Here is a 22,632-nt window from a genome sequence, read left to right on the forward strand (position 1 = left end):
GAGCGACACGTTAGCCACTGAGTGAGGGTTACCAATCGGTCTTGACCAAGACCAGACTCGGAGTTCACGACACTGTGATCGACCTGAGATCTGGCTGGCCGCGCGCGGCATCCAGCCTGCAGGGGGCGTGGTCACCGCTGGAGCGCACGATCGTGCAGTGCCCTGGTCAGGAGCCGGCGACGCTCTCGCCATTGATCCACACGTCACCGTGGGGCCAGGCGTCCACCAGGGACTGGGCGAGGTCGTCCGAAACGTCCTGCTCCAGCGCGAGCTGCAACTCACCCGATTCCCGGACGGTGGCACCGACGAGCACCTCCTCCGCGGGGAGTGAGGTGACCAGGGTCTGCAGGTCTTCCATCCGCTCGAGACGGTCCGGCCCGGACAGGTCGAGCGAGACCCGCAGCGGTCCCTCGCATCCGCTGCCGAGATAGACGAGCACGGGTGCCTCTGGATCGGTCCACCCCACCTCAGTGAGGATGTCAGCGGCCTCCTCGATGGAGTCGGTGTAGAAGTCGCGCGGATCCGTGCCCGCGCCACAGAGTCGCTCGGTGTCCAGGTCGCGGTTGAGCACGGCCCGGTTCGAGTTGAGATGCACGGAGACCACGGCACGGTCACTTTGCCCCAGCTCCAGAGCAGGCGCCAGCTCAGGCCAGCGGTCGGCGTCGCTGCCTGTGATGGTCACCTGTGAGGTCCGCCAGCGGCCCTCGATGGTGCTGTCAATGTCCCAACGAGAGTCGGCGTGCTCGGCCACCAAGTCCCGCAGCGTGGGCAGCATCGCAGACAACTCCGGCTCCGTCAGCTCTCCGCCGTCCTGCGTGATGCTGATGTTCACCTCCGCAAAGCTGGCCTCGGCGTCGGACTCCACCACAAACGCGGGATGGTCAGCGACCAGCTCGCTCGCAATCTCCTCGCCGATGGCTTTCCCCTCGTCCGCGTCAGGATAGATCTGGCTGAGTTGGAAGAGCCCATACCCGACGGCAATGGCCATGGCCACTCCCCCTGCGAGCAATGTCCACAGGAGGACCTTGACGACGTCGCTCACTAGTCCTCGGCCGCCGGCAGCTCGACCGGGTGTCCCTCCCACGGCGTCGACAAGACGACCGTGGTGCTGGTGGCGCAGTTGGCCGCGGCCCTGATGTCGGCGATCATCTGCTCCAGGTCGGACGGCTTGCCCAGACGCACCTGGATCACATAGCTCTCCGTGCCGGCAACCGACCAGCAGGAGTCGATCTGGGGCAGGTGCTCGAGGCGTTCGGGGATGTCGTCCGGGGCGGCCGGGTCAAACGGTGAGAGGGAGATCAGTGCGGTGAGTGGCAGGCCGACCTTCTCGAAGTCGATCTCCGCGCGATAGCCGGTGATCACTCCCCGCTCCTCGAGACGCTTGACGCGTTGGTGCACTGCTGAGGTGGACAGACCCACGGCTCGACCCAGCTCCGCGAAGCTCATCCGCCCCTCGGCGGCAAGGTGCGCGACGATCTGTCGGTCCACGGTCTCCATGAGGACATAGCCTAGTGATCCATGAGCACCCCGACGAGCGCCCCCATGAGCAGCCCGATGAGCAGCCCGACGAGCACTGACCAGCGCCTTGTGCTGCTCGACACCGCCAGTCTCTATTTCCGGGCGTTCTTCGGGGTCAAGGACTCTGCACCTGCCCCGGATGGCACACCGACCAACGCGGTGCGCGGGCTGCTCGACATGACGGCCACCCTGATCAACCGGTTTGCCCCCACGCACCTGGTCGCCTGCTGGGACGACGACTGGCGCCCGGCCTTCCGCACCGAGGCCATCCCGTCCTACAAGGCTCACCGGCTGGTCGAGGGATCGCCGGACCAGGAGGAGGTGCCGGACGACCTGCAGGTGCAGGTGCCGGTGATCCGGGCGGCCCTGGAAGCCTTCGGGATCCCGGTGCTGGGCTCCCCCGGTTTCGAGGCCGACGACGTCATCGGGACCCTGACCCACCGGCACACCGGCGTGATGCCGGTGACGGTCGTGACCGGTGACCGGGACCTCTTCCAGTTGGTGGACGACGAGCACGACATCACCGTCGCCTACACCGCCAAGGCCGGGGTGCGGGACGCCGAGATCATCGACCAGGCGGCGCTGCAAGAGCGGTATGCCGTGGCGTCCGGGCCGGCGTATGCCGACATGTCGATCATGCGCGGAGACACCAGCGACGGGCTGCCCGGGGTGGTCGGCATCGGGGAGAAGACGGCGGCGGCGTTGATCGCCACCTATGGCTCGCTGGCGGGGGTGCGTCAGGCGGTCGCGGACGGTGACCCGGCCATCAAGGGCGCCCGGCGCAAGAATCTCGAGGCGGCGGAGGCCTACCTCGATGTCGCCCCCGGCGTGGTGCTGGTCGCTCGAGACGCCGCGCTGCAGGACCGGCCGCTGTCTCTGCCTCGGGAGCTGGCAGATCCGGGCACGCTGCAGCAGATCGTGGAGACCTACGGCATCTCGGGGCCAATCACCCGACTCCTCCAGGCGTTGAAACTGGGCTGAGCGACAGCCTCCGGAGCGGCTGCGCGCCAGGCTCAGGCGCGACCGCGGCTGCGCGGGGGCTCGTTGGGCGGCCACTCACCATCGTCGGAGCCGTCGTCACGGGAATACAGCAGGTTCTGCAACTGCACGTGCACGGCCTCAACGCCCGGGACGTCGTGCAGGTCCATGCCGGCCTTGTCGGTGGCATCGGAGACGGTCAGGGTGCCACAGCCGAGGATCCGGTCGAGCAGGCCCTTCTCGATGCCGATGTCGTTCACGCGGTGCAGTGGGATGTCCCGGCCAACCTTCGTCAGGATGCCTGTGCGGTGACTGATGCGCCGGGTCGTGATGGTGTAGCGCTCAGTGGACCAGCGCAGGATCGGGATCACCACGAAGAACAGGGCGATGCCCACGGCCAGAACCCCCAGGGCGAGGGTGATCCAGGTGCCGTAGGACAGGTCCCGGGTGAACCACCATCCGGCCCACACCACGGCCAGCAGGAAGATCGCCAGCGCGATCGGCTCGGCCAGTGCCTTCCAGTGCGTGCGGATGCTGAGCACGATCTCTTCGCCGTTGGCCAGCTGACTGTCCTTGAGTCCCATGGGGCAGATCTTGCCACCTCCCTGCGTGTCAAGGTGAGTTGAGACCAGCGGTTCATAGCAAGTCCGTCCATGCAGGGCGAGATCTGGATCAATCACCATGAGTAGTTCGACTCTTACGTCGTCGTTGTCAGCGGTCGTCGATGATGGGGCGATGAGTAGTTCCGGCCCTCGGGCGGGCGGGCCGTCGCGGCGGACGTTTACCCCGGCGCAGAAGCTGGATCATGTGGCTGCTTACGAGGCGGCCTGTCAGGAGAAGCAGGGCGGTGCGTACCTGCGCCGTGAGGGCCTGTACTCCTCGCTGATCACGGAGTGGCGCCGGCTGCGTGACGCGGGCGTGCTCGAGGGCAAAGAGCCTGGACAGAAGGTCGGTCGTCCCTCGAAGGATCAGGCCGAGATCGTCCGACTGCGCCAGCAGTTGGAGGTGACCGAGCGGCGCCTGGCCCAGACCGAGACCGCGTTGGACCTGATGGGAAAAGCACACGAGCTCTTGGAGCAGATCTCCAAGAGCTCGACCACCGAGACCACGCGCAAGAAGCGCTGATGAGCACCTACGACGAGCTCGTCAAGGCAAAGATCACGACTCGGGAAGCAGCGGCCCTGACCGGGATCAGCCGGGCCACCGCAGCACGGCGCCGACACAACCCGACCCCGCTCGTGCGTGAGGCACTGGTGCCGGTCAACGCCCTGACCTGTGCTGAGCGTGCCCACGTGCTGGCCGTGCTGAACTGCGAGGAGTTCGTCGACTGTGCCCCGCTGCAGGTCTACGCCACCCTGCTGGACCGCGGGACGTACCTGTGCTCGGTCTCCACGATGTACCGGGTGCTTGCCGAGAACGCGCAGGTCAAGGAGCGCCGGCGCCAGGCCCGTCACCCGGCCCGGGTCCGTCCCGAACTGGTAGCCACCGGCCCTGGGCAGGTTTATACGTGGGACATCACGAAGCTGGCTGGGCCGATCAAGGGGAGGTACTACGACGCCTACGTGATGATCGACATCTACTCGCGGTACATCGTCGGCGTCCACGTCCACCACTACGAGTCCGCGCCGTTGGCCGAAGAGATGATGAAGGAAGTCTTCGGCGTCCACGGCATCCCGCAGGTCGTCCACGCCGACCGGGGCACCTCGATGACGTCCAAGACCGTCGCGGCCCTGCTGGCCGACCTGCAAGTCACCCGCTCGCACTCCAGGCCGAAGGTCTCTAACGACAATCCCTACTCCGAGGCCTGGTTCAAGACGTTGAAGTACGCCCCGGCCTTCCCCGAACGGTTCGGGTCGCTGGCCGACGCCAGAGCGTTCATGGACGACTTCGTGACTTGGTACAACCACGAGCATCACCACACCGGCATCGGGCTGCATACCCCGGCCGAGGTGCACTACGGCCTCGCCGCCGCCAAGGCCGAGGACCGGGCCAAGGTCCTGGCCCAGGCCCGAGCGCTCAACCCCGAACGCTTCACCACCACCACACCGCCGAAGACCCTCGCCCTGCCCGAAGCAGCCTGGATCAACAAACCCGAAGAACCGGAGCCCACCGAAACGCCAGCGGCTTAACTCCCTCTGGTCTCACCCACCTTGACAAATTCCGCCTCGCGCCCAGTTCTGGTCGCACCCACCACCAGTTCTGGTCGCACCCACTGGGACGAGCCAACTCAGCTCTCGTGCATACGAACAGGCGACGTGAGCCTTCACGCAAACCGCCAGGGCGCTGACCTGCTGCTTTGTCCAGAGGCCCGCGACGTCGCCGGTTTGAATGCCCGAGTGCGGCGGCGGAGGGAGGCAACGCAGGGAGGCAGGCGGGGCGGGAGGCGGGGAGGCAGGAACGGGTGGGTGAGTCACCTGGCAACTCATCCACCCGTGTCGAGACAGGGCCATGCCGCGGGTCTCAGGAGGAGGAGCCCGCGACACACGCACGAAGCCCCGCGCTCAGTGCGCGGGGCTTCGTGATCAAGCTGTGTTGCTTAGCTCAGAGGGGGCGAACCTTCTCAGCCTGCGGACCCTTGGGGCCCTGGGTCACATCGAACTCCACCTTCTGGGCCTCCTGGAGCTCACGGTAGCCCGAGCTCTCAATGGCGGAGTAGTGAACGAAGACGTCAGCGCCGCCGCCGTCCTGCTCGATGAAACCGAAGCCCTTCTCGGAGTTGAACCACTTCACGGTGCCTGTAGCCACTGGTAATGCCTCATTCTTGGTCGTTGTCGGGGCCCCACGTGTGCGGTGACTCCGGACTGCCGCATGTCCTTGAGGCACCGCGCCGAGTCCACCCGGGCGCGAAACCTCGTTGGACACGGGTACGGCAATCAGCCCTGACGCTAGCACGTGAACGCGCACAGCACACGTGCGACCGGCCAGAGTTTCTGTCAGGCAGGCGGGGTGACCGTCACGACCTCAGTCTCCTGCCGCGTCGGCGACGCTCCCACGTCCCCCTGCGCCGGACGGTCACCGGGTCGATCAGACCCTTCCCACGGCATACTCGCCAGGATGTCGCTGGGCCGGGCCAGCGTCCAGAACACCAGCACGGCCAGTGTTCCGCAGCCGACCATCACCGCGGCCATCGGCACCGCGGAGTTGGTGTCGAAGGCTCCGGTGATGGGGGCGATCAGGGCACCGAAGATGAAGTTGCCAGCGCCCAGCAGGGCGGCGGCTGACCCGGCGCGCTCGGCATGGTCGTGCAGGGCGATCACGGGGGCATTGGGCATCACGAAGCCGGTGGCGCCCAGGACGAGCACCACGCCGGCGATGATCGCGACCACACCGAGGTCCAGCAGCGCGGCCACCAGCAGCAGGCCAGAGATGAGGACGGCGGTCGGCAGCACGACCCGCAGAATGCGCACGGGGTGGACCCGCTGCACGAGGAAGCCGTTGGCCTGGCTGGCGATGGTGAGCGACCCGGCCCCGGCGGCGAAGACCAGGGCATACTCCTGCGTCGACATGCCGTAGAGGTCCTGGAAGATGAAGGTCGCTGAGCTGATGTAGGCGAACAGCGCGCCCATGGCGGCCCCAGCGGTCAGCATCAGCCCCACGAAGCGGCGGTTGCTCAGCAGGACGCCGTAGGACTGCAGCGCCGGCAGCACCCCGCCGCGGCGCCGGCGCTCCCGGGGCAGCGTCTCCGGCGCCAGGAACAGGGCGACCGAGACCAGGATCAGGCCGAAGACGGCCAGCCCCCAGAAGATCGTGCGCCACGTGCCGAAGTGCAGGAACTGCGCTCCCAGCGTTGGCGCCAGGATCGGGGCGACCCCGACGATCAGGAACAGCCGGGAGATGAAGGTGGCCATCTGCGCACCGTCATACAGGTCCCGGACCATCGCGTTGGCCAGCACCATGCCCGAGGCAGCGGTCAGGCCCTGCACGAAGCGCAGGACGAGCAGTGCCTCCAGCGAGGAGGACAGCGCGATGACGACCGACACGAGCACATAGGCGCTGAGGGCAAACAGCAGGGGCCGGCGCCGACCGATGACGTCTGCGACAGCGCCGATCAGCAGCTGGCCGATCGCCAGGCCGATCAGGGTGGCCGTCAGGGTCAGCTGGACCGCGGCGTCCGTGGTCTGCAGGTCCGTGACGATCGTGGGGAACGCCGCCAGATAGATGTCGATGGTCAGCGGTCCGATCGCCACGAGGGCGCCGAACATCAGCAGGCGCGTCAGGCGCGATGGTTCGTGGGTCAGTGGCACGAGAAGGCAAGGCGCACGAACGCCGTCCTATTCCTCGGGCTCGGCGGGCGTGTGCGAGACGTCTATCAAAAGACGGGCAAGGCGTGCGAGACCTCTATATTTTTAGTCGAGGCGGTCCGCGGCCACCACGCCGCGCAGCATCGCCTCGGAGGCCCGGCGCGCGGTCCCGGCCACCGTCTCGTCCCCTGCCTGGGCGATCTGACCCAGCAGGTCGATCACCTGCTTGGCGCGGCGCACGAAGTCACCCGCCGACAACTCGCCATCGCGCAGCACCTCCTCCAGCGAGCGGCCCGAGGCCCACCGATGCACCATCCACGTGATCCCGGCATCGAGCTCGCCGGTCAGGGGCAGCGTGTGCCGGGCCTCCCGGTCGGTCAGCTCAGCCCAGATCGCGACCATCTCGTGGAAGGCCTCCTCGACCTCCAGGTTCGGCCACCGCGGGTGCAGAGGCTCCTCGCTGCCGCGCGGCTCGTGGATCAGTGTGGAGACCGCGGCCGCCAGCGAGGGGGCGTCCAGGCGCTTCCAGGTGCCCTGGGTGATCGACTGGGCGGCCACCAGGTCCTTCTCGGTGTAGATCCGCCGCAGGCTCTCCCCCGAGGCGGTCACCTCATGGCCGTCCTCGGTCAGATAGCCCAGCTCGCCGAGCATCGTGCAGATCCGCTCGAACGTCTTGGCCACCGTGTTCGTGCGCCCGCTGACCCGCCGTTGCACGTCGTCGGTCTCGCGCCGCAGCTGCCACCAACGCTCGGCCCAGCGGGCGTGGTTCTCCCGCTCGGGGCACTGGTGGCACGGGTGCGCACGCAGCTGCCGGCGCAACTCATCAGGATCCGTATGCCGAGACGCGCCACTCCCCTGCCGCTCACCCCGGTCGTGGGTCGGCCGGGCGTCGGCGCCGTTGTCCCGAGCGGGACGCCGGGAGGGCGGCGGCTCGAAGGGCACCTGGGCGCGCAGCGTCGCGGCGAGGTCCTTGCGGGAGCGCACATTGCGCGGGTTGAAGCCGCGTGGGATCTTCAGGCGGGCCACCGCCTCGACCGGCTCGCGCAGGTCGGTCGGGCTCAGTCGGCGCAGCTGCCCGTCGGACGTCAGCACGCCCGGCTCCGGGGAGCGACCGGTCTTGGTCGGGACGGTGAGGACGACGGCCATGCCCTTGCGCCGGCCCTCGGGCAGGCTCACCACGTCGCCGGGGGTCAGTTCCTCCAGGCTGACGGCGATCTCGGCCTTGCGCGAGGCGCTGCGGCGGCGGGCCTCGTCCTTCTCGGCATCGCTGAGCTGGCGGCGCAGCTTGGCATACTCACGGAAGTCGCCGTAGTCGCAGTGCATCGACTCGGCATAGCCGGCCAGCGCCTCCTCGTTGCGCCGGACCTGGCTGGCCAGACCGACAACGCCCCGGTCGGCCTGGAACTGGGCGAAGGAGGACTGCAACAGCTCGTGCGCCACCGAGCGGCCGAACTGTGCGACCAGGTTGACGGCCATGTTGTAGGTCGGGCGGAACGAGGAGCGCAGCGGATAGGTGCGGGTCGAGGCCAGGCCGGCGACGTCAACCGGGTCCAGGCCGCGCCGGTGCAGCACCACCGCGTGGCCCTCGACATCGATGCCGCGTCGCCCGGCGCGCCCGGTGAGCTGGGTGTACTCGGCCGGGGTGACCGGCGCGTGCTCCTCGCCGTTGAACTTCACCAGCTTCTCCAGCACCACGGTGCGGGCCGGCATGTTGATGCCCAGGGCGAGGGTCTCGGTGGCAAAGACCGCCTTGATGCGGCCGGCGGTGAACAGCTCCTCCACGATCTCGCGGAACAGCGGCAGCATCCCGGCGTGGTGGGCGGCAAAGCCGCGGCTCAGGCCCTCGACGAAGTCGTGATAGCCGAGCACCGGCAGGTCCCGCTCGTCGACGGCGGCGACGCGCTCCTCCACCAGCCGCCGGATCCGGGCGGCCTCCTCCGGTGGCACCAGCCGGGTGCCCTTCGCCAACAACTGGGTGACCGCGCCCTCGCACCCGGCGCGGCTGAAGATGAACGTGATCGCCGGCAGCAGCCCCTCGCGGTCCAGTCGGTCGATCACCTCGGCCCGGCTCGCGGTCCCGCCCGGCAGGCTCCCCGGCCCCGCACCCGGGGCACGGTCCCGATCACGGCCACTGTCGGCATACTGCCGGTTCCTCGAGCGACCCCGGTCGTCGCGCCCGTGCGGTCGACCGCGCCGTCCCCGGGGGCCGCCCGCGTCGTCCCGGCGCCACCGGGAGTCACGCTCATAGGTGCCGATCCGGTCCAGCAGCTCGGGGTTGATGCGGGCCTGCTGCCCCTGCGTGGTGGGGTCGGCGACGAGGCCGTCGCCGGCGTGCACGAACAGGTCGAGCAGGTCCTTGCCGACCATCAGGTGCTGCCACAGTGGCACCGGGCGGATCTCGGAGACGATCACCTCGGTGTTGCCGCGCACGGTGCGCAGCCACTCGCCGAACTCCTCGGCGTTGCTGACCGTCGCCGACAGGGAGATGACCTGCACCGACTCGGGCAGGTGGATGATGACCTCCTCCCAGACCGCGCCGCGGAACCGGTCGGCGAGGTAGTGCACCTCGTCCATCACCACGAAACCCAGGCCCTCCAGGGTGCGGGAGGAGGCATACATCATGTTGCGCAGCACCTCGGTGGTCATCACGACCACCGGCGCCTCGCCGTTGACCGAGCTGTCGCCGGTGAGCAGCCCGACATTGTCCGCGCCGTGGCGGGCGACCAGATCGTGATACTTCTGGTTGCTCAGCGCCTTGATCGGGGTGGTGTAGAACGCCTTGCGGCCGGTCTCCAGGGCCAGCGCAACGGCAAACTCCCCCACGATGGTCTTGCCCGCGCCGGTGGGTGCCGCGACCAGGACCCCCTGGCCCGCATCGACGGCACCGATCGCCTCGAGTTGGAAGTCATCGAGCGGGAAGTCGAAACCTGCGGTGAACCGGCCGATCGCCCCGCTCTCGGCCTTGTTCCGCTTGCGGGCAGCGGCAAACCGCTCGGCGGGAGAGGACATGGCACCAGGCTACGCGCCCGACACCCCGTATGCCGTGGTGCCGGTCAGCGCGTCGGGACCACCAGGTCGATGGCCCCGGGGGCGACCGTGCAGGTCACCGGGAGCGGGCCGAGGGGGTCGCCGTCGCCGTGCGCGACCAGCGCCGGGCCGCTGACGCTGACCCGGCGGGCGCGCTCGAACCGGACGGCCGGGTGGTTGCTGTGTTTGCCGGAGAAGACCCCGCGCAGCAGGCGCACGGCCGAGGCGGCACCGACCGGCTCGATGATGATGACGTCCAGCAGTCCGTCCTGGGGATCGGCATCGGGTGCGATCCGCATGCCGCCGCCATAGATCGGCATGTTGCAGACCGCCACCACCAGTGCTTTCGTCTCCACGACGCGGTCATCGAGCTCGAGGCGATAGTCCATCGGGCGCAGCTTGATGATCTCCGGGAGGGTGGCCACGGTGTAGCTCTGGGCTCCCAGCCAGCGCGGCAGCGTCGCCGCTCGGGAGGCGATCAGGGCGTCGAGCCCACAGGGCACCGAGCCGACGACGTGCTGTTCCATGGGGGCGACGTGGATCAGGTCGATCGGGCGGCGCACACCGGTGAGCAGGGTCTGCACGGCCGAGGCAGTCTTGAGCGGGATGTGCACCGAGCGTGCGTTGTCGTTGCCGGTGCCGGCGGGCACGATGCCCAGGGCCGTCTCGGAGCCGACCAGAGCGTTGGCGGCGATCTGGACAACGCCGTCCCCGCCGACCGCGACCAGGGTATCCACCCCCTCCTCGACCGCTCGGCGGCACACGTCCTGGGCACCCTCGCGCGTCGCGGTCTCCAGCTCGGTGACCTGCTGTCCGGCGGCGCGCAACTGCTGGACCACCTCGGCACCCACTGCACCAGCACCCCGGCGACCTGAGCGGGGCCCGTGCAGCACGGCATACCGAGTCATGGGGTGATTGTGCCCCAGGCCACCGTCCCAGCCGGGACGCGACTCACAACGGGCTGGCCTCGTCTGGCGACAGATCCTTCCACCGCTCCGTCGGGTCTCGCTTGCGGCGCCCTCGCTCGAGGAGGGCAGAGACGCCGATGGCGCCCCAATAGAGGATGTAGACCGGGATGGCCAGGGCGATCATCGTCCACGCGCTCGGGTCGGGCGTGGCGAAGGCGGCGAAGACCAGGATGATCATCAGCGCGACGCGCCACCCCTTGATCATCATCCGGACCGACAGGATGCGCAGCTGGTTGAGCGCGACCAGGGCGACGGGCATCAGGAAGGCCAGGCCGAAGGCGAGGATGAAATAGAGGACGAAGTTGAGATAGGTCATCGCGTCCTGCAGGTTCGCCGCATCATCCGGTGTGAACGACAACAGGATCGCGACGGTGCGCGGGATCGCCCAGGCCGCCAGGGCAGCACCGGCCAGGAACAGCGGGACACCGGCAAAGAAGTAGGCCAGCGCGATGCGCCGCTCCTTCTTCTTCAGGCCGGGCATCAGGAAGGCCCAGACCTGCCAGATCCACAGGGGGCTGGACAGGACGATGCCGACAAAGATCGAGACCTTCAGCTGCACCGAGAACGGCTGGGTGATGCTCGCGCCGAAGTTGATGTTGACGATCTCGCGGCCCGCGGAGTCGCGCACGTTGCGCAGCGGCTCGATCAGCAGGTCGATCAGCTCGTCATAGAAGATCCAGCCCACGACGGCACCCGCGATGACCCCGAGGATCGCGAGGAACAGCCGGTTGCGCAGTTCACGGAGGTGCTGGGCCAGGGGCATCCGCCCCTCAGGGTCACGACGTGCCACGGAGTGAGCGGTGGCGGATCAGGCGCGGGGTTCGTCGCGGTGCGTCTCGTCCGCGCGCGCCGCGTCGCCGACGTGATCGGCCCCATGGCCGGCCCCGTGGTCGTCACCGTGCAGCCCGTCGCGGAACTCGTCGCGCACACTGGTGCCCTTGTCCTTCACGCCCTCGGCGGTGTCGCGGGCCCGGTCGCCGAGGCTGCTGCCAGCCCGGTCCCGGTCGGTGCGGTCACGGTCAGAGCGGTCACGGTCGGCAGGCTCACCCTTGACGGTGTCCTGGCTGGCCGCACTCGGCTCCTTCATCTGGTCGACCTCGGACTTGAAGATCCGCATCGACTGACCGAGGCTGCGGGCCATGTTGGGCAGGCTCTTCCAGCCGAACAGCAGCAGGAGGAGGACGACGATGACCAGGAGTTGCCACCCGGACGGCATTCTCACGGCAAGGATCCTCTCGTGCGCGAAGGGGTGACCGCACTGCTGTGCGACCCCATGGTGATGTTCAGTGTACGCCGTAGGACTGGAGCGCTTGCTCGGCTCCGGCTCGCACGTCCGTGGCCAGTTCAGCCGGTGCCAGGACGGTCGCGGCGCCGCCCAGGCGCCACACCAAACGGCGCACCCAGGCGGGGTCCGTGGCCAGCAGCGAGACCCGCAGCGACCCGTCCTCGCGACGCTCGACCGACTCCATCGGGAAGTTCTCGGAGACCCAGGCGGCAGACGGTGCCAGCTCAAGCTCAACGCGCAGGTCACCGGGGCGTGCCCGGAAGGCGCTGTCGCCCCGCTCCTGGGGTTGGGCTCCCGCAGGCGGGGTGCCGTCCTGATCGAGGATGGACAACTCCTCGATGCGATCCAACCGGAACAGTCGGACGTCCTGAGCGCGGTGGCACCAGCCCTCGAGATACCAGCGGCCCTCCAGGGACAGCACGCGCATCGGGTCGACGTCGCGCTCGGTGGTCTCGTCACGGGCCGGGTTGTAGTGGCGCAGGTGGACGCGGCGTGGGCCAGCCAGTGCCTCCCGGATCTGCTCCAGGCGCTGCTGCTCGACCTCGCCGACCTCCAGGCTCACACTGACCTGGGCCGCGGCACTCCCGGAGTCTCCGGCGGCCTTCTCCAGCTTGGCCAGGGCTCGCTCGATCGCGTCCTGGGCCCCGACGCCGGGCGTGGCCCCCAGCGCGCGCAGGGCCACGATGAGGGCGAGGGCCTCGTCGCGGCCGAGCCGGAGCGGGCGGGCGATCTCATCGGCATTGCCGACGTGGACGCGGCCACCCTCCCAGCTGGCGTCGATGAGGTCATCGGGATAGTGCCCGGGCGTGCCACACATGAACAGCAGTTCAAGGTCCTCGACAAACTGGTCCTGGCTGACGCCGAGCTCCTGGGCGGCCTCGGCAATGTCCACGCCCTGGCGGTTCATCAGCCACGGCACCATCGTCAGCAGCCGCGACAGGCGCTCGGTGGCGGTCTCGTGCATGGCCATCAGTGCTCTTCACCCCCAACTGTTGCAGGGATCTCGTCGGTGCTCGCCGCATTGTTGTCAGGGTCTCCCAGGTCGTGGCGAGCCACCACGGACTCCAGCGTCTGGCGAACCCCGGTGACCAGTTCCTCCGGTGCCAACGCAATCGCGTCGGGTCCGAGGCTGGCGACCTCCTCGATGACCGGCCACAGCGAGCCGACCTGCACCTCGACGATGTCCCAGTCGTGGGGGCCGCGCTCCTCGAGCAGCTGACCGCGGCGGCGGACCTGGTGGCCGGTTCCGGGGCGCAGCGCGACCCGCACGCTCGTGTCACGCTCCTCATCTCCGGTGGAGTTCGTGATCATCGCCCGGGCATCATGATCGGCAGGGACCTCGTAGGTGCCCGGTTTGCCGGTGGCACGCACCGTCCCCTCGACACGGTCCAGGCGGAACACCCGGGGAGCCTCCCGGTCCAGGTCGTGACCGGTGAGATACCAGCGGCCGTGCCAGGACGTGAGCGCCCACGGCTGCAGGTGTCGCTCGGTGACCTGCCCGGCGGGCCCGCGGCGATAGCGGAAGGTGACTTGCCTTCGGGCCAGCACGGCGTCGCGCGCGGAGTCGAAGGCCGGCTCCTTGGTGTGCAGCAACGGCTCCACCCCGGCCACCGAGCTGCTGTCCCGGGCCAGTCCGGAGGCCTCGAGCTTGCGCAGGGCCTGGGCCGCGGGACCGGCGAGACTGGCCTGCGACCAGGCACGCGAGGCCACGCCGACGACCGCGAGCTCGTCGGGCTCGAAGGAGATCTCCGGCAGCGCATACTCACGACGATCGATCCGATAGCCGGTCTCGTCGTCAAACAGCGGGTCGATGACCTCGGTGCGCAACGGGATGCCCAGGTCGCGCAGCTCGTCCTTGTCCCGCTCAAACATCCGGTCGAAGGCGTCATTGGAGCTCTCGGCATACTGCGGCACGGCCGTGCGGATGCGACTCTTGCTCATCGGTTGGCGGGTGTAGAGCAGCGCGATCACCAGATTGAGCAACCGCTCGGTCTTCACCGAGGCAGGACTGGGGCGGGCCATGCGCCCGACGCTACCTGACACCGCGCCCCGATCTGGTGCGCCACTCGACGCGGCGTCACGGGGCCGTATGCCGTAAGCCGGCTCAGCACGCTGGCGTCACTGATCCGACGGTTGAGTTGAGCAGAGATTTCACCGGACGTTCATGGGTACAGGGACGTTCACGGGAGCAGGACGTTCACGGGACCAGGGAGGCGGCGTGGCGCCCGGCCGCCGCGGCGGCCAGGAAGGCGGCCGGATCCTCGGTGAGGCCCCGACCCATGGTGGACAGTCGCACCGGCGCCTGGGCCAGCGCCTCCTGCAGACCGGTGAGATCGACGTCGTAGGGCACTAGGTGGGCCGCGCGCAGGAGCTCGTCGCCTTGACGCGTGACCAGATCGGCCAGGTCCGTGGGGATGCCCGGGTGTCCGTGCAGACGCGGGACTGGCACGTCTGCCTGCCGCGTCAGGACGCGGCCATAGGCGGTCATGCTGTGGTGCGAGATCCCCCGGTGACGCTCTCGCGGGTCGGCTCCGGAAATGCGCAGGCAGGCGATTCCGCGGCCACCCAGCACGGCGCACGCGTTCAGGGCCTCCCCCGCCGACACGCCGGAGAATCCCCAGCGGGTGCCGGTGCCCAGGTTGCCCGGCCCCTGGGTGACGACCACGACGTCGGCCCCTGCGACGTGCCTGGCCGCGAGCAGCCCGGAGAAGGTGTTGACCGCCTCAAGGTCTCCGCCATAGGCCTGTCCGCAGCTGATCACCGCCTCGAGCCAGCCGCTCTCCCGCAGCGAGGCAGCCGTGCGGGAGAAGGCGGCCGGCAGGGCGCCACCGTCCGTCATCAGATAGGCGACCCGAGCGCCAGGGGCCCCGGCCCGAACGCCGGCCAGCACCGCGGGCAGACTCGAGTGCAGGTCTGCGGCGACGACCGGCAGGCCGCCCAGGTCGTCGGCGTCCGCCAGGAGGCCGTGATGGGGACTGTCCTGCTCGTCGGCACCGAAGACCATCGTCTGCAGGGGCGTGTAGCGGGCCTTGACCAGGTGACCAGCGCCCTCCGGGTCCGCGGCAGCGGTCAGGTCGTCGGGAGGCAGCCGGTCGGGCAGGGCCACGACCATCGCCACTCCCCCGGTGCCGAGCTCGTTGTCCAGGGCGTTGGTGTTGAGCAGGACCCGGTCTCCCACAGCAGGATCTCCGGTCACGGACGCGTAGGCGAGGGCTCGCACCACCGGGCGTTCAAGGGTCAGGTCAGGCGTGGTTGTCGAGTCGCCCACGGGGAGCAGCCGCACCTCGACCTCGACGGCGTCACCCCACCGGGCGCGCTCGCCCACGACCTCACCCTCACGCCACCGGATCACGCCACGACCCTAATGGCCGGGCGAGATCCGAGTCGTCAGGCGGGGCACCGGCAGTGCGCGATCGGTCCTCAGAACGGGCGGCTGGGGGCCAAGGCTGGTTCGCGCTGTGCTGGTGCCGGTGGGCGAGGGCTGGTGATCAACCCGGTCAGCCAGAGCCCCAGCAGGGCTGCGCCCACGAGCCGCGCGAGGGCGACGGCCTGGAGAACCAGCCCGAGGCTCTCCTGTGCGCCAGGAGTGACTGCTGCTGTCACGACAGGTCCCGCGAGGATGGCGACCTCGAGGAGGGTGGTCAGGAGCACGAGCCCGATCCCTGACCACAGCAGGCCACGGTGGCGGCCCTGGACCGGTGAACGGTCGGTCAGGCGGATGAGCAGGGCCAACCCGAGCATCACGGTCCCCGCCATCGTGCAGACGGCCCCAAGGGTCGGGCCGAAGGCCACCGCGTTGCGCATGGTCCAGGCGAATTGGTCCACCGCCTGTGATCCCATCAGATAGCGCAGAGACCACGTCTCCAACGCCACACCCAGCACCGCCAGCGCGGCCCCCACGATCGCAACTCTGCGTCCCATGGGGCGGACCTTACCGATCACCGCGTCTGCTGGCCAGCCTCCAGGCCGTGCTCGCGCGCGCTCGGTGGCCCTGATTCTCGCCACGCCATGCGCTCGGTGGGCCAGATTCTCGCCACGCCATGCGCTGGTCGGAGGTGGTGGATGACACAACAAGTAGAGACCCCGGGCCGGTGCGGTGCACCAGCCCGGGGTCCCGGGAAACTCACACAGCGTGTCGCGTCAGCGCACGCCCTCGAGGTCGACGACGAAGATCAGGGTCTCGCCGCCCTTGATGGCACCGCCGGCGCCACGGTCGCCGTAGCCCAGGTGCGGGGGGATGGTGATCTTGCGGCGGCCGCCGACCTTCATGCCCAGCAGACCCTGGTCCCAGCCCTGGATGACCTGGCCGACCCCGACCTGGAAGTCCAGCGGGGCGCCGCGGTTCCAGGAGGCGTCAAACTCCTCGCCGGTGGACCAGGCCACGCCGACGTAGTGGGCGGACACGACGGAGCCGGACGTCGCCTCGGCGCCGTCACCGACCTCGATGTCCTCGATGACCAGGTCGGCCGGCGGGGTGTCGCCGGGGAACTCGACCTCGGGCTTGGTCTTCTCGCTCATGCGCGGTTTCCTCTCGTGTGGAATCTGCTGGATTGCTGTGCCGTGGACAGGCTGGGTCAGTTGGCGGCCAGGATGTCGACGACAAAGACCAGGGTCTCGCCGGCCAACTCGTGCTGCTGCGGGGCCGCCGTGGCGGCCGGGTCCTCCTCCTGGAGCTCGCCATAGGCCATCTCCGGCGGGATCACCAGCAGGACGCGGGAGCCGACGGTCTGCCCGACCAGGCCCTCGTCCCAGCCGGGGATGACCTGACCGGCGCCGATGACCGTCTCGAAGGCCTCGCGGCCCTCCTGCAAGGACGTGTCGAACTGTGAACCGTCGGACCACTGGACGCCGGTGTATTGCATCCGCACGCTCTGGCCGGACTGGATCTCGGCGCCCTCGCCCTTGATGAGCGGCTGGACAACGAGCTCGGTCGGTGGCTCCTCGCCCTCGGGGATGGTGATCGTGGCGGGGCTGGTGCCGTCCGCCTCGACGGTCGGCAGCCCCTCCTTGGGCTCGACCTCCTCGCCCTCTGCCTGGGTCAGCGGGGTGGTGGCGCCCACGACCTCGACATAGAAGACGACGGTGTCGGCCGGACCGATGCCGAGCTGCGGGTTGCCCTGTGCACCAAACCCGTCCTCGGGGGACATCGCGATGATCATCGTCTGGCCGGGCTTGGTGCCCTCCAGCGTGTTGAGGAACCCGGGCAGCAGGTTGGGGTTGGCCAACGACATCGACACGGTCTCGTCGGTCGTGAACGTGGAGAGGATCTCCTCACCGGTGGTGCCGTTGACGGCGAGGTACTTCAGCTCGACGTCCTGCTCGGCAGTGGCCCCCTCGCCCTCGCCCGGCTCGAGCTCCTGCACGGAGGTCTCACCCACCGACAGCGGGGTCTTGCCCAGCTCGAGCGCCGGGACAGTGGTCCCCTCGACGTCGGCCTCGGTCAGCGTGACGTCCTCGGCGGTGCCGTTGGGGGCGATCGAGGTGGCTGCGGCGTCATCGGCGCCCGTGCTCTGGCTCGCGTCGTCGGTGCCCTCACCGCCGTCGTCGGAACCGCAGGCGGACAGGAAAATCAGTGGGGCCACGGCAAGGCCGAGCAGCCGGAAACTGGGAGAGCGCACGCGCCATCCTTGTCTGGGAGAGGTCATAGGGAACGCTCTAGGGTAACCCGCTGATGCTGGGTGTCTGCTGAGACCACCCCGTGCGATCACCTCGACAACCTGGCGGGCGGGCAGCCCCGGTCGTCAGTGCCCGCGCTCCATGGAGGCAATCAAGTCATCGATCCGAGAGTCCTCGCTGACGAACGGGTCCTTGCACAGCACCGTGCGTTGCGAGGAGTCGTTGAGCTTCAGGTGCACCCAGTCAACGCTGAAGTCACGGTGATGCTCCTGGGCAGCGCGCACGAAATCGCCACGCAGCTTGGCCCTCGTGGTCTGCGGCGGGGTGCTGCCGGCCTCGGCGATCGCCTCCGGTGTCACCACCTCGGCCGCTCCCCCACGCCGGGACACGATGTTGAACAATCCGCGGTCGGGGTGGATGTCGTGCCAGGCCAGGTCAAGCTGCTGCAACCGGGGGTCGGCCATCGACAGACCGGACCGGTCGGCATAGCGCTGCAGGGTGCGCCACTTGAGCACCCAGTCGATCTCGGTCTCCACGAGCGCCAGGTCCTGTGCCTCAAAGGCCTTCAGGGTCCGCTCCCACAACTCGAGCACCCGCCGATAGGGCTCACGCTGGGCCAACCCGGCGCTCTCGGCGTGCTGGCGGGCGCGCACGAGATATTCGGCCTGCATCTGCGCCGCCGTCAGCCGCTGACCGTTGGCCAGGGCGATCGTGTGCCGTCCGGTCAGGTCGCGGCTGACCTCCCGGATCGCGCTGATGGGACTGACCAGCGTGAAGTCGGGGAAGGTGACGCCAGCCTCAATGGCCTTGAGCACCAGATCGGTCGCGCCCACCTTGAGCAGCGTCGTGGTCTGACTCATCGTGGAGTCACCGACGATCACGTGCAGGCGGCGGAACCGCTCGGCGTCGGCGTGCGGCTCGTCCCGGGTGTTGATGATCGGACGCGAGCGAGTCGTCGCCGAGCTCAGGCCGTCCCAGATGTGGTCAGCACGTTGACTGATCTGATAGGTCGCCTGGCCTCCGGACACGTTGAGCCGACCGGCCCCGCTGATCACCTGCCGGGTGATCAGGAACGGGATCAGGATGTCGGTCACCCGACTCAGCTCGCCACGCCGCCCGATCAGATAGTTCTCGTGGCAGCCGTAGGAGTTGCCGCGCGAGTCGACATTGTTCTTGAGGACATAGACCCGCGCCTCGATGCCCTCCTCAGCCATCCGGTGCTCCGCGTCCAGCGCCAGATCATGCAGCACCGCCTCGCCGGCCTTGTCGTGGGCGATCAGGTCCAGCAGGCTGTCGCACTCTGCGGTGGCATATTCCGGGTGGGAGCCCACGTCGAGATAGAGCCGGGATCCGTTGCGCAGGAAGACATTGCTGGACCTGCCCCAGCTGACGACCTTGCGGAACAGATAGCGGGCGACCTCGTCCGGGGCGAGGCGACGCTCCCCCGGGAACGCACAGGTCACCCCGAACTCGGTCTCGATCCCGAAGATCCGGCGTTCCATTTAGTCCTCGCGCTGGGTCTGGGGGTTGGAGCTGTCGTGGCCCGGTGTCTGCCCACGACCGGGTATGCCGTCAGCCGGCTCTGCGGAGCCGTTGCCGTTGGTCCCGGGCTGGGTGAGCGTGTCATGCAGCCCCGATCGGGACTCGTCCTGAGTGGGCACGTCGTGAGTGCTGCTCTCGGCATCGAGCAGGGCGTCCAGCAAGGGCCCGCCGAGGCGGCGGAACGTCCGTCGCGGGCGGCGCCGGTCGAGGACAGCCACCTCGAGCTCGCCAGCGGACAGGTCGCGGTGTCCCTCCCCCTCGGGCCCCTCCAACAGGCTGCAGGCCAGGCGCAGCACCTGTGCCAGGGGAAGGTCGGGGGCCCACTGCTCGCGCAGGGCGGTGACGATCGGCTCACTGGTGCCGCCCATCGCCACGAACCCGCGCTCCTCGGTGACCGACCCGTCATAGGTGAGCCGATAGATCTGGTCGTCGTCCTGCACGGCGCCGACCTGCGCGACGGCGATCTCCACCTCATAGGGCTTGGACTCCTGGGTGAAGATGGTGCCGAGGGTCTGGGTGTAGGCGTTGGCCAGCCCCCGGGCGGTCACGTCCCTGCGGTCGTAGGAGTAACCCCGCAGGTCGGCATAGCGGATGCCGGCGACCCGCAGGTTCTCGAACTCGTTGTATTTGCCCGCGCCAGCGAAACCGATCCGGTCATAGAGCTCGGAGACCTTGTGCAACGTGCGGGAGGGGTTCTCCGCGACGAAGGCGATGCCCGTGGCATAACTGGCCACGATGACCGACCGGCCGCGGGCAATTCCCTTGCGCGCGAAGTCGGCCCGGTCCTTCATGAGTTGCTCGGGCGAGACATACATCGGCATCGTCATCGGGCACCTCCGGGGTTGCCGCGGCGCGCGGAGACGACGGCGCGCGCGAGCTCTTCCAACTGACTGTCCTCGACCAGGCGGACCCCGGTCCCGGTGACAACCGCGCAGGTCGGCCAGATGGAGCGCCCCAGGTCGGGCCCGCCGGTGGCCGAGTCGTCGTCGGCGGCGTCATAGAGCGCCTCGATGGCAACGGCCAGGGCGACCTCCTCGGCCATGTCCTCGTGCCAGAGCTTCTTGAGCGCGCCGCGGGCGAACAGCGACCCGGAGCCCACGCTGTGGTGTCGCTGCTCCTCATAGCACCCGCCGGACACGTCGTAGGAGTAGATCCGCCCGATGCCCTGGCCCAGGTCAAACCCCGCGAAGAGCGGCACCACCGACAGGCCGCGCATGGCGTTGGCCAGGTTGCCGCGGATCATCGCCGCGAGCCGGTTGGCCTTGCCCTCCAGGGAGAGCAGGGTGCCCTCGATCTTTTCGTAGTGCTCCAGCTCGACCTGGAAGACTTTGACCATCTCGATGGCGGTGCCGGCCGTGCCGGCGATGCCCACCGCAGAGTAGTCATCGGCCGCGAAGACCTTCTCCATGTCGCGGTTGGCGATGAACGAGCCCATCGTGGCGCGGCGGTCACCGGCCAGCAGCACGCCACCGGCGAAGGTCAGCGCGACGATCGTCGTGCCGTGGGGAGCCTCCACGGTCCCCTCTCCCCCACCACGCAGTCCGCCCCCGGGCAACAGCTCGGGCGCGCGCAGGGACAGGAACTCGGTGAAGGAACTGCTGCGCGGCGCCAGGAATTCTGGTGGCAGGCCGCGGGCGTGCTCGGTGCTCACTGGCCGCCCTTCTGCACGAAACCGTGCACGAACTCCTCGGCGTTGGTCTCCAGCACACCGTCGATCTCATCGAGCAGGTCATCAACCTCTGCGCCGCGCGCGGCGTCCTGCTGCTGCGCCACCGGCGCCTCGGGCGCGGGTGTGTCCTCGTCGTCGCGCCGCTGCGGGCGCTTCTGCTCCTGGCCGGCCATGGTGCCTCCTGCGCTGGTCGAGTGCTGCTGACCGCCGAGTGCGACGGTCGGGTGCTGCCTGTGATGCGTCGGTCGGGTGCTGCCTATGACACGACCCTAGTCCTCGTCGGTGACAAGGGCGCTCAGCAGGTCGTCCACGCCCGCCACCGAGTCGAGCAGCGCGCCGATGTCCTCGCGCGAGCCCTTCAACGGCTCGGGCATCTGGACCCGGCGCAGCCCCTTGGTCCCCTGCGCCGGCTCGAAGACCACCGAGTCCCAGGACGCGGCCCGCACGGCTCCGGCAAACCGGCTGACGCACTGCCCGCGGAACCAGGCGCGCGTCCGCTCCGGAGGCTCCACGACTGCGGCTGCGACCTCCTCGGGGGTGGCCAGGCCGACCACCCGGCCGGAGGCTCGCATCCGCGCCGCCAGACCGCGGGCAGGGTCCAGGTCGGACCACTGGATGTCGATGGCGGCCAGGCGTGGATCGCCCCACTCCAGCCCGTCGCGACGCCGATAGCCCTCCAGCACAGCCTGTTTCGTGACCCAGTCCACCCTGCCCACGCACCGGGTCGGGTCCACCGCCAGGTCGGCGGCCACCGAGTCCCAGTGCTCCAGCACCTCCCGGGTGTCGGCGTCGACTGCCGAGCCCAGGTGGTCCTGAACGGCCTCGCGATAGACGGCGAGGATCTCCAGGGCTGTCAGTGCGCGTCCGTCAACCAGCTCGACCGTCTGCCGCAGCGTCGGGTCGTGCGAGATGGCCCGAATCGCGGCGACCGGGTCGGCCAGCTCGAGCCGCGGTGCCTTCCCGGCCTCGATCAGTCCCAGCACCAGGCTGGTGGTCCCGAGCCGCAGCAGGGTGCCCACGTCGCAGAGCGTCGCGTCACCGACGATGACGTGCAGCCGGCGATACTTCTCGCCGGTCGCGTGGGGCTCGTCGCGGGTGTTGACGATCGGGCGCTTGAGCGTGGTCTCCAGCCCGATCTCTGCCTCGATGTAGTCGGCCCGCTGACTGATCTGAAACCCGGGCACCTCGGAGAACTGACCCAGCCCGACCCGGCCGGCACCGACCAGCACCTGGCGGGCCACGAAGAAGGGCACCAGACCTGCCGCGATCGTCAGGAACGGGACCTCGCGCGGCACCAGATAGTTCTCGTGGGTGCCATAGGACGCGCCCTTGCCGTCGACGTTGTTCTTGTAGAGGCGCAGGTGGTCTCCCTGACCGGCCAGGGTCGCCAGCGCCGCCAGCACGACCTCATCGCCGGCCCGGTCCCAGATCACGGCCTCCCGCGGCGTGAGCACCTCCGGTGAGGAGTATTCCGGGTGGGCGTGATCGACGTAGAGGCGCGCGCCGTTGGACAGCACGGAGTTGGCCGTCGCGGGGTCGTCGACGTCGGTGAGCTGGCTCAGGTCGGCCAGGGCACGGGCCATCTCATAGCCACGAGCGTCCCGCAGGGGCGTCTCGTCGGCGTAGTCCCAGCCGGACCCCGTGGGCAGCGCACGGGTGGGTCCTGCCCCCGAGGCGTAGGCGCGCACGACCAGGCCGGACAGGTGCACCGGGTTGGCCCGCGGGTCCCCCGGGCGCGTGACGCCATACTCCGTCTCGGTCCCCATGACCCGGTGCACACTCATGAGG

Annotated in this window: 22 protein-coding genes; 2 read left to right on the forward strand and 20 right to left on the reverse strand. The window is 69.2% G+C overall.

Going from position 1 to position 22,632, the window contains the following annotated elements:
* Window positions 1-166 precede the first annotated feature (166 nt).
* A complete protein-coding gene (locus NF556_RS11000; protein ID WP_252590987.1) occupies window positions 167-988 on the reverse strand; it encodes a hypothetical protein in 822 nt (273 codons plus the stop codon).
* Window positions 989-1,041: 53 nt separating this feature from the next.
* Window positions 1,042-1,497, reverse strand: a complete 456-nt coding sequence (locus NF556_RS11005; RefSeq protein ID WP_252590988.1) for an Lrp/AsnC family transcriptional regulator — start codon at window positions 1,495-1,497, stop codon at window positions 1,042-1,044.
* A 57-nt stretch (window positions 1,498-1,554) separates the two neighbouring features.
* Here NF556_RS11005 and NF556_RS11010 point away from each other — a divergent pair, with 57 nt between their 5' ends.
* The gene (locus tag NF556_RS11010; protein WP_252595779.1) at window positions 1,555-2,499 is read left to right on the forward strand and encodes a 5'-3' exonuclease; all 945 of its coding nucleotides are present in this window, start codon (window positions 1,555-1,557) and stop codon (window positions 2,497-2,499) included.
* 32 nt (window positions 2,500-2,531) lie between these two features.
* On the opposite strand, the gene NF556_RS11015 is transcribed toward NF556_RS11010, so the two are convergent.
* On the reverse strand, window positions 2,532-3,080 hold the full coding sequence (locus NF556_RS11015; protein WP_252590989.1) for a PH domain-containing protein: 549 nt from the start codon (window positions 3,078-3,080) through the stop codon (window positions 2,532-2,534).
* 151 nt (window positions 3,081-3,231) lie between these two features.
* On the opposite strand from NF556_RS11015, the gene NF556_RS11020 reads away from it, so the two are divergent.
* Window positions 3,232-4,625 (forward strand): IS3 family transposase gene (locus tag NF556_RS11020; RefSeq protein WP_252590990.1). Its coding sequence is split into 2 segments (ribosomal slippage): window positions 3,232-3,577 and window positions 3,577-4,625, totalling 1,395 coding nucleotides; the frame shifts between segments, so codons are not numbered across the junction.
* A 412-nt stretch (window positions 4,626-5,037) separates the two neighbouring features.
* Here the strand turns inward: NF556_RS11020 and NF556_RS11025 are convergent.
* The 17 genes from NF556_RS11025 to dop form a co-directional block, all read right to left on the reverse strand.
* Entirely contained in the window at window positions 5,038-5,241 is a 204-nt protein-coding gene (locus NF556_RS11025; RefSeq protein ID WP_114906419.1) for a cold-shock protein, read from the reverse strand.
* Window positions 5,242-5,429: 188 nt separating this feature from the next.
* A complete protein-coding gene (locus tag NF556_RS11030; RefSeq protein ID WP_252590991.1) occupies window positions 5,430-6,740 on the reverse strand; it encodes a multidrug effflux MFS transporter in 1,311 nt (436 codons plus the stop codon).
* A 102-nt stretch (window positions 6,741-6,842) separates the two neighbouring features.
* A complete protein-coding gene (locus NF556_RS11035) occupies window positions 6,843-9,746 on the reverse strand; it encodes a DEAD/DEAH box helicase (protein WP_252590992.1) in 2,904 nt (967 codons plus the stop codon).
* Window positions 9,747-9,790: 44 nt separating this feature from the next.
* Window positions 9,791-10,672, reverse strand: coding sequence for a diacylglycerol/lipid kinase family protein (locus NF556_RS11040; RefSeq protein WP_252590993.1), 882 nt, complete (start codon window positions 10,670-10,672; stop codon window positions 9,791-9,793).
* A gap of 43 nt (window positions 10,673-10,715) precedes the next feature.
* Window positions 10,716-11,522: a twin-arginine translocase subunit TatC gene (gene tatC / locus NF556_RS11045; protein WP_252590994.1), complete on the reverse strand. Its 807-nt coding sequence runs from the start codon at window positions 11,520-11,522 to the stop codon at window positions 10,716-10,718.
* 18 nt (window positions 11,523-11,540) lie between these two features.
* Window positions 11,541-11,948, reverse strand: coding sequence for a twin-arginine translocase TatA/TatE family subunit (locus NF556_RS11050; protein WP_252595780.1), 408 nt, complete (start codon window positions 11,946-11,948; stop codon window positions 11,541-11,543).
* 67 nt (window positions 11,949-12,015) lie between these two features.
* The gene (locus NF556_RS11055; protein ID WP_252590995.1) at window positions 12,016-12,987 is read right to left on the reverse strand and encodes a helix-turn-helix transcriptional regulator; all 972 of its coding nucleotides are present in this window, start codon (window positions 12,985-12,987) and stop codon (window positions 12,016-12,018) included.
* Window positions 12,987-14,039, reverse strand: a complete 1,053-nt coding sequence (locus NF556_RS11060) for a helix-turn-helix transcriptional regulator (protein ID WP_252590996.1) — start codon at window positions 14,037-14,039, stop codon at window positions 12,987-12,989. The genes NF556_RS11055 and NF556_RS11060 overlap by 1 nt, the downstream gene beginning before the upstream one ends.
* A 175-nt stretch (window positions 14,040-14,214) precedes the next feature.
* On the reverse strand, window positions 14,215-15,369 hold the full coding sequence (locus NF556_RS11065) for a DUF3866 family protein (RefSeq protein WP_252590997.1): 1,155 nt from the start codon (window positions 15,367-15,369) through the stop codon (window positions 14,215-14,217).
* A 68-nt stretch (window positions 15,370-15,437) separates the two neighbouring features.
* Complete coding sequence (locus NF556_RS11070) at window positions 15,438-15,938, reverse strand: hypothetical protein (RefSeq protein WP_252590998.1); 501 nt, start codon at window positions 15,936-15,938, stop codon at window positions 15,438-15,440.
* A gap of 219 nt (window positions 15,939-16,157) precedes the next feature.
* A complete protein-coding gene (locus NF556_RS11075; RefSeq protein WP_252590999.1) occupies window positions 16,158-16,535 on the reverse strand; it encodes an FKBP-type peptidyl-prolyl cis-trans isomerase in 378 nt (125 codons plus the stop codon).
* Between the two features lie 56 nt (window positions 16,536-16,591).
* A complete protein-coding gene (locus NF556_RS11080) occupies window positions 16,592-17,635 on the reverse strand; it encodes an FKBP-type peptidyl-prolyl cis-trans isomerase (protein ID WP_252591000.1) in 1,044 nt (347 codons plus the stop codon).
* Window positions 17,636-17,758: 123 nt separating this feature from the next.
* On the reverse strand, window positions 17,759-19,135 hold the full coding sequence (gene pafA / locus NF556_RS11085) for a Pup--protein ligase (protein ID WP_252591001.1): 1,377 nt from the start codon (window positions 19,133-19,135) through the stop codon (window positions 17,759-17,761).
* Window positions 19,136-20,002 (reverse strand): proteasome subunit alpha, encoded by an 867-nt coding sequence (prcA, locus tag NF556_RS11090; RefSeq protein ID WP_252591002.1) that lies wholly within the window; start codon window positions 20,000-20,002, stop codon window positions 19,136-19,138.
* Complete coding sequence (gene prcB / locus NF556_RS11095; protein ID WP_252591003.1) at window positions 19,999-20,826, reverse strand: proteasome subunit beta; 828 nt, start codon at window positions 20,824-20,826, stop codon at window positions 19,999-20,001. Before prcB ends, prcA begins: the two co-directional genes overlap by 4 nt.
* Entirely contained in the window at window positions 20,823-21,017 is a 195-nt protein-coding gene (locus tag NF556_RS11100) for a ubiquitin-like protein Pup (RefSeq protein ID WP_252591004.1), read from the reverse strand. Before NF556_RS11100 ends, prcB begins: the two co-directional genes overlap by 4 nt.
* 96 nt (window positions 21,018-21,113) lie before the next feature.
* Entirely contained in the window at window positions 21,114-22,628 is a 1,515-nt protein-coding gene (gene dop / locus NF556_RS11105) for a depupylase/deamidase Dop (protein ID WP_269760213.1), read from the reverse strand.
* Between the last annotated feature and the right edge of the window lie 4 nt (window positions 22,629-22,632).

It is taken from the genome of Ornithinimicrobium faecis, from assembly GCF_023923225.1.
Taxonomy (GTDB): Bacteria; Actinomycetota; Actinomycetes; order Actinomycetales; family Dermatophilaceae; genus Ornithinicoccus; species Ornithinicoccus faecis.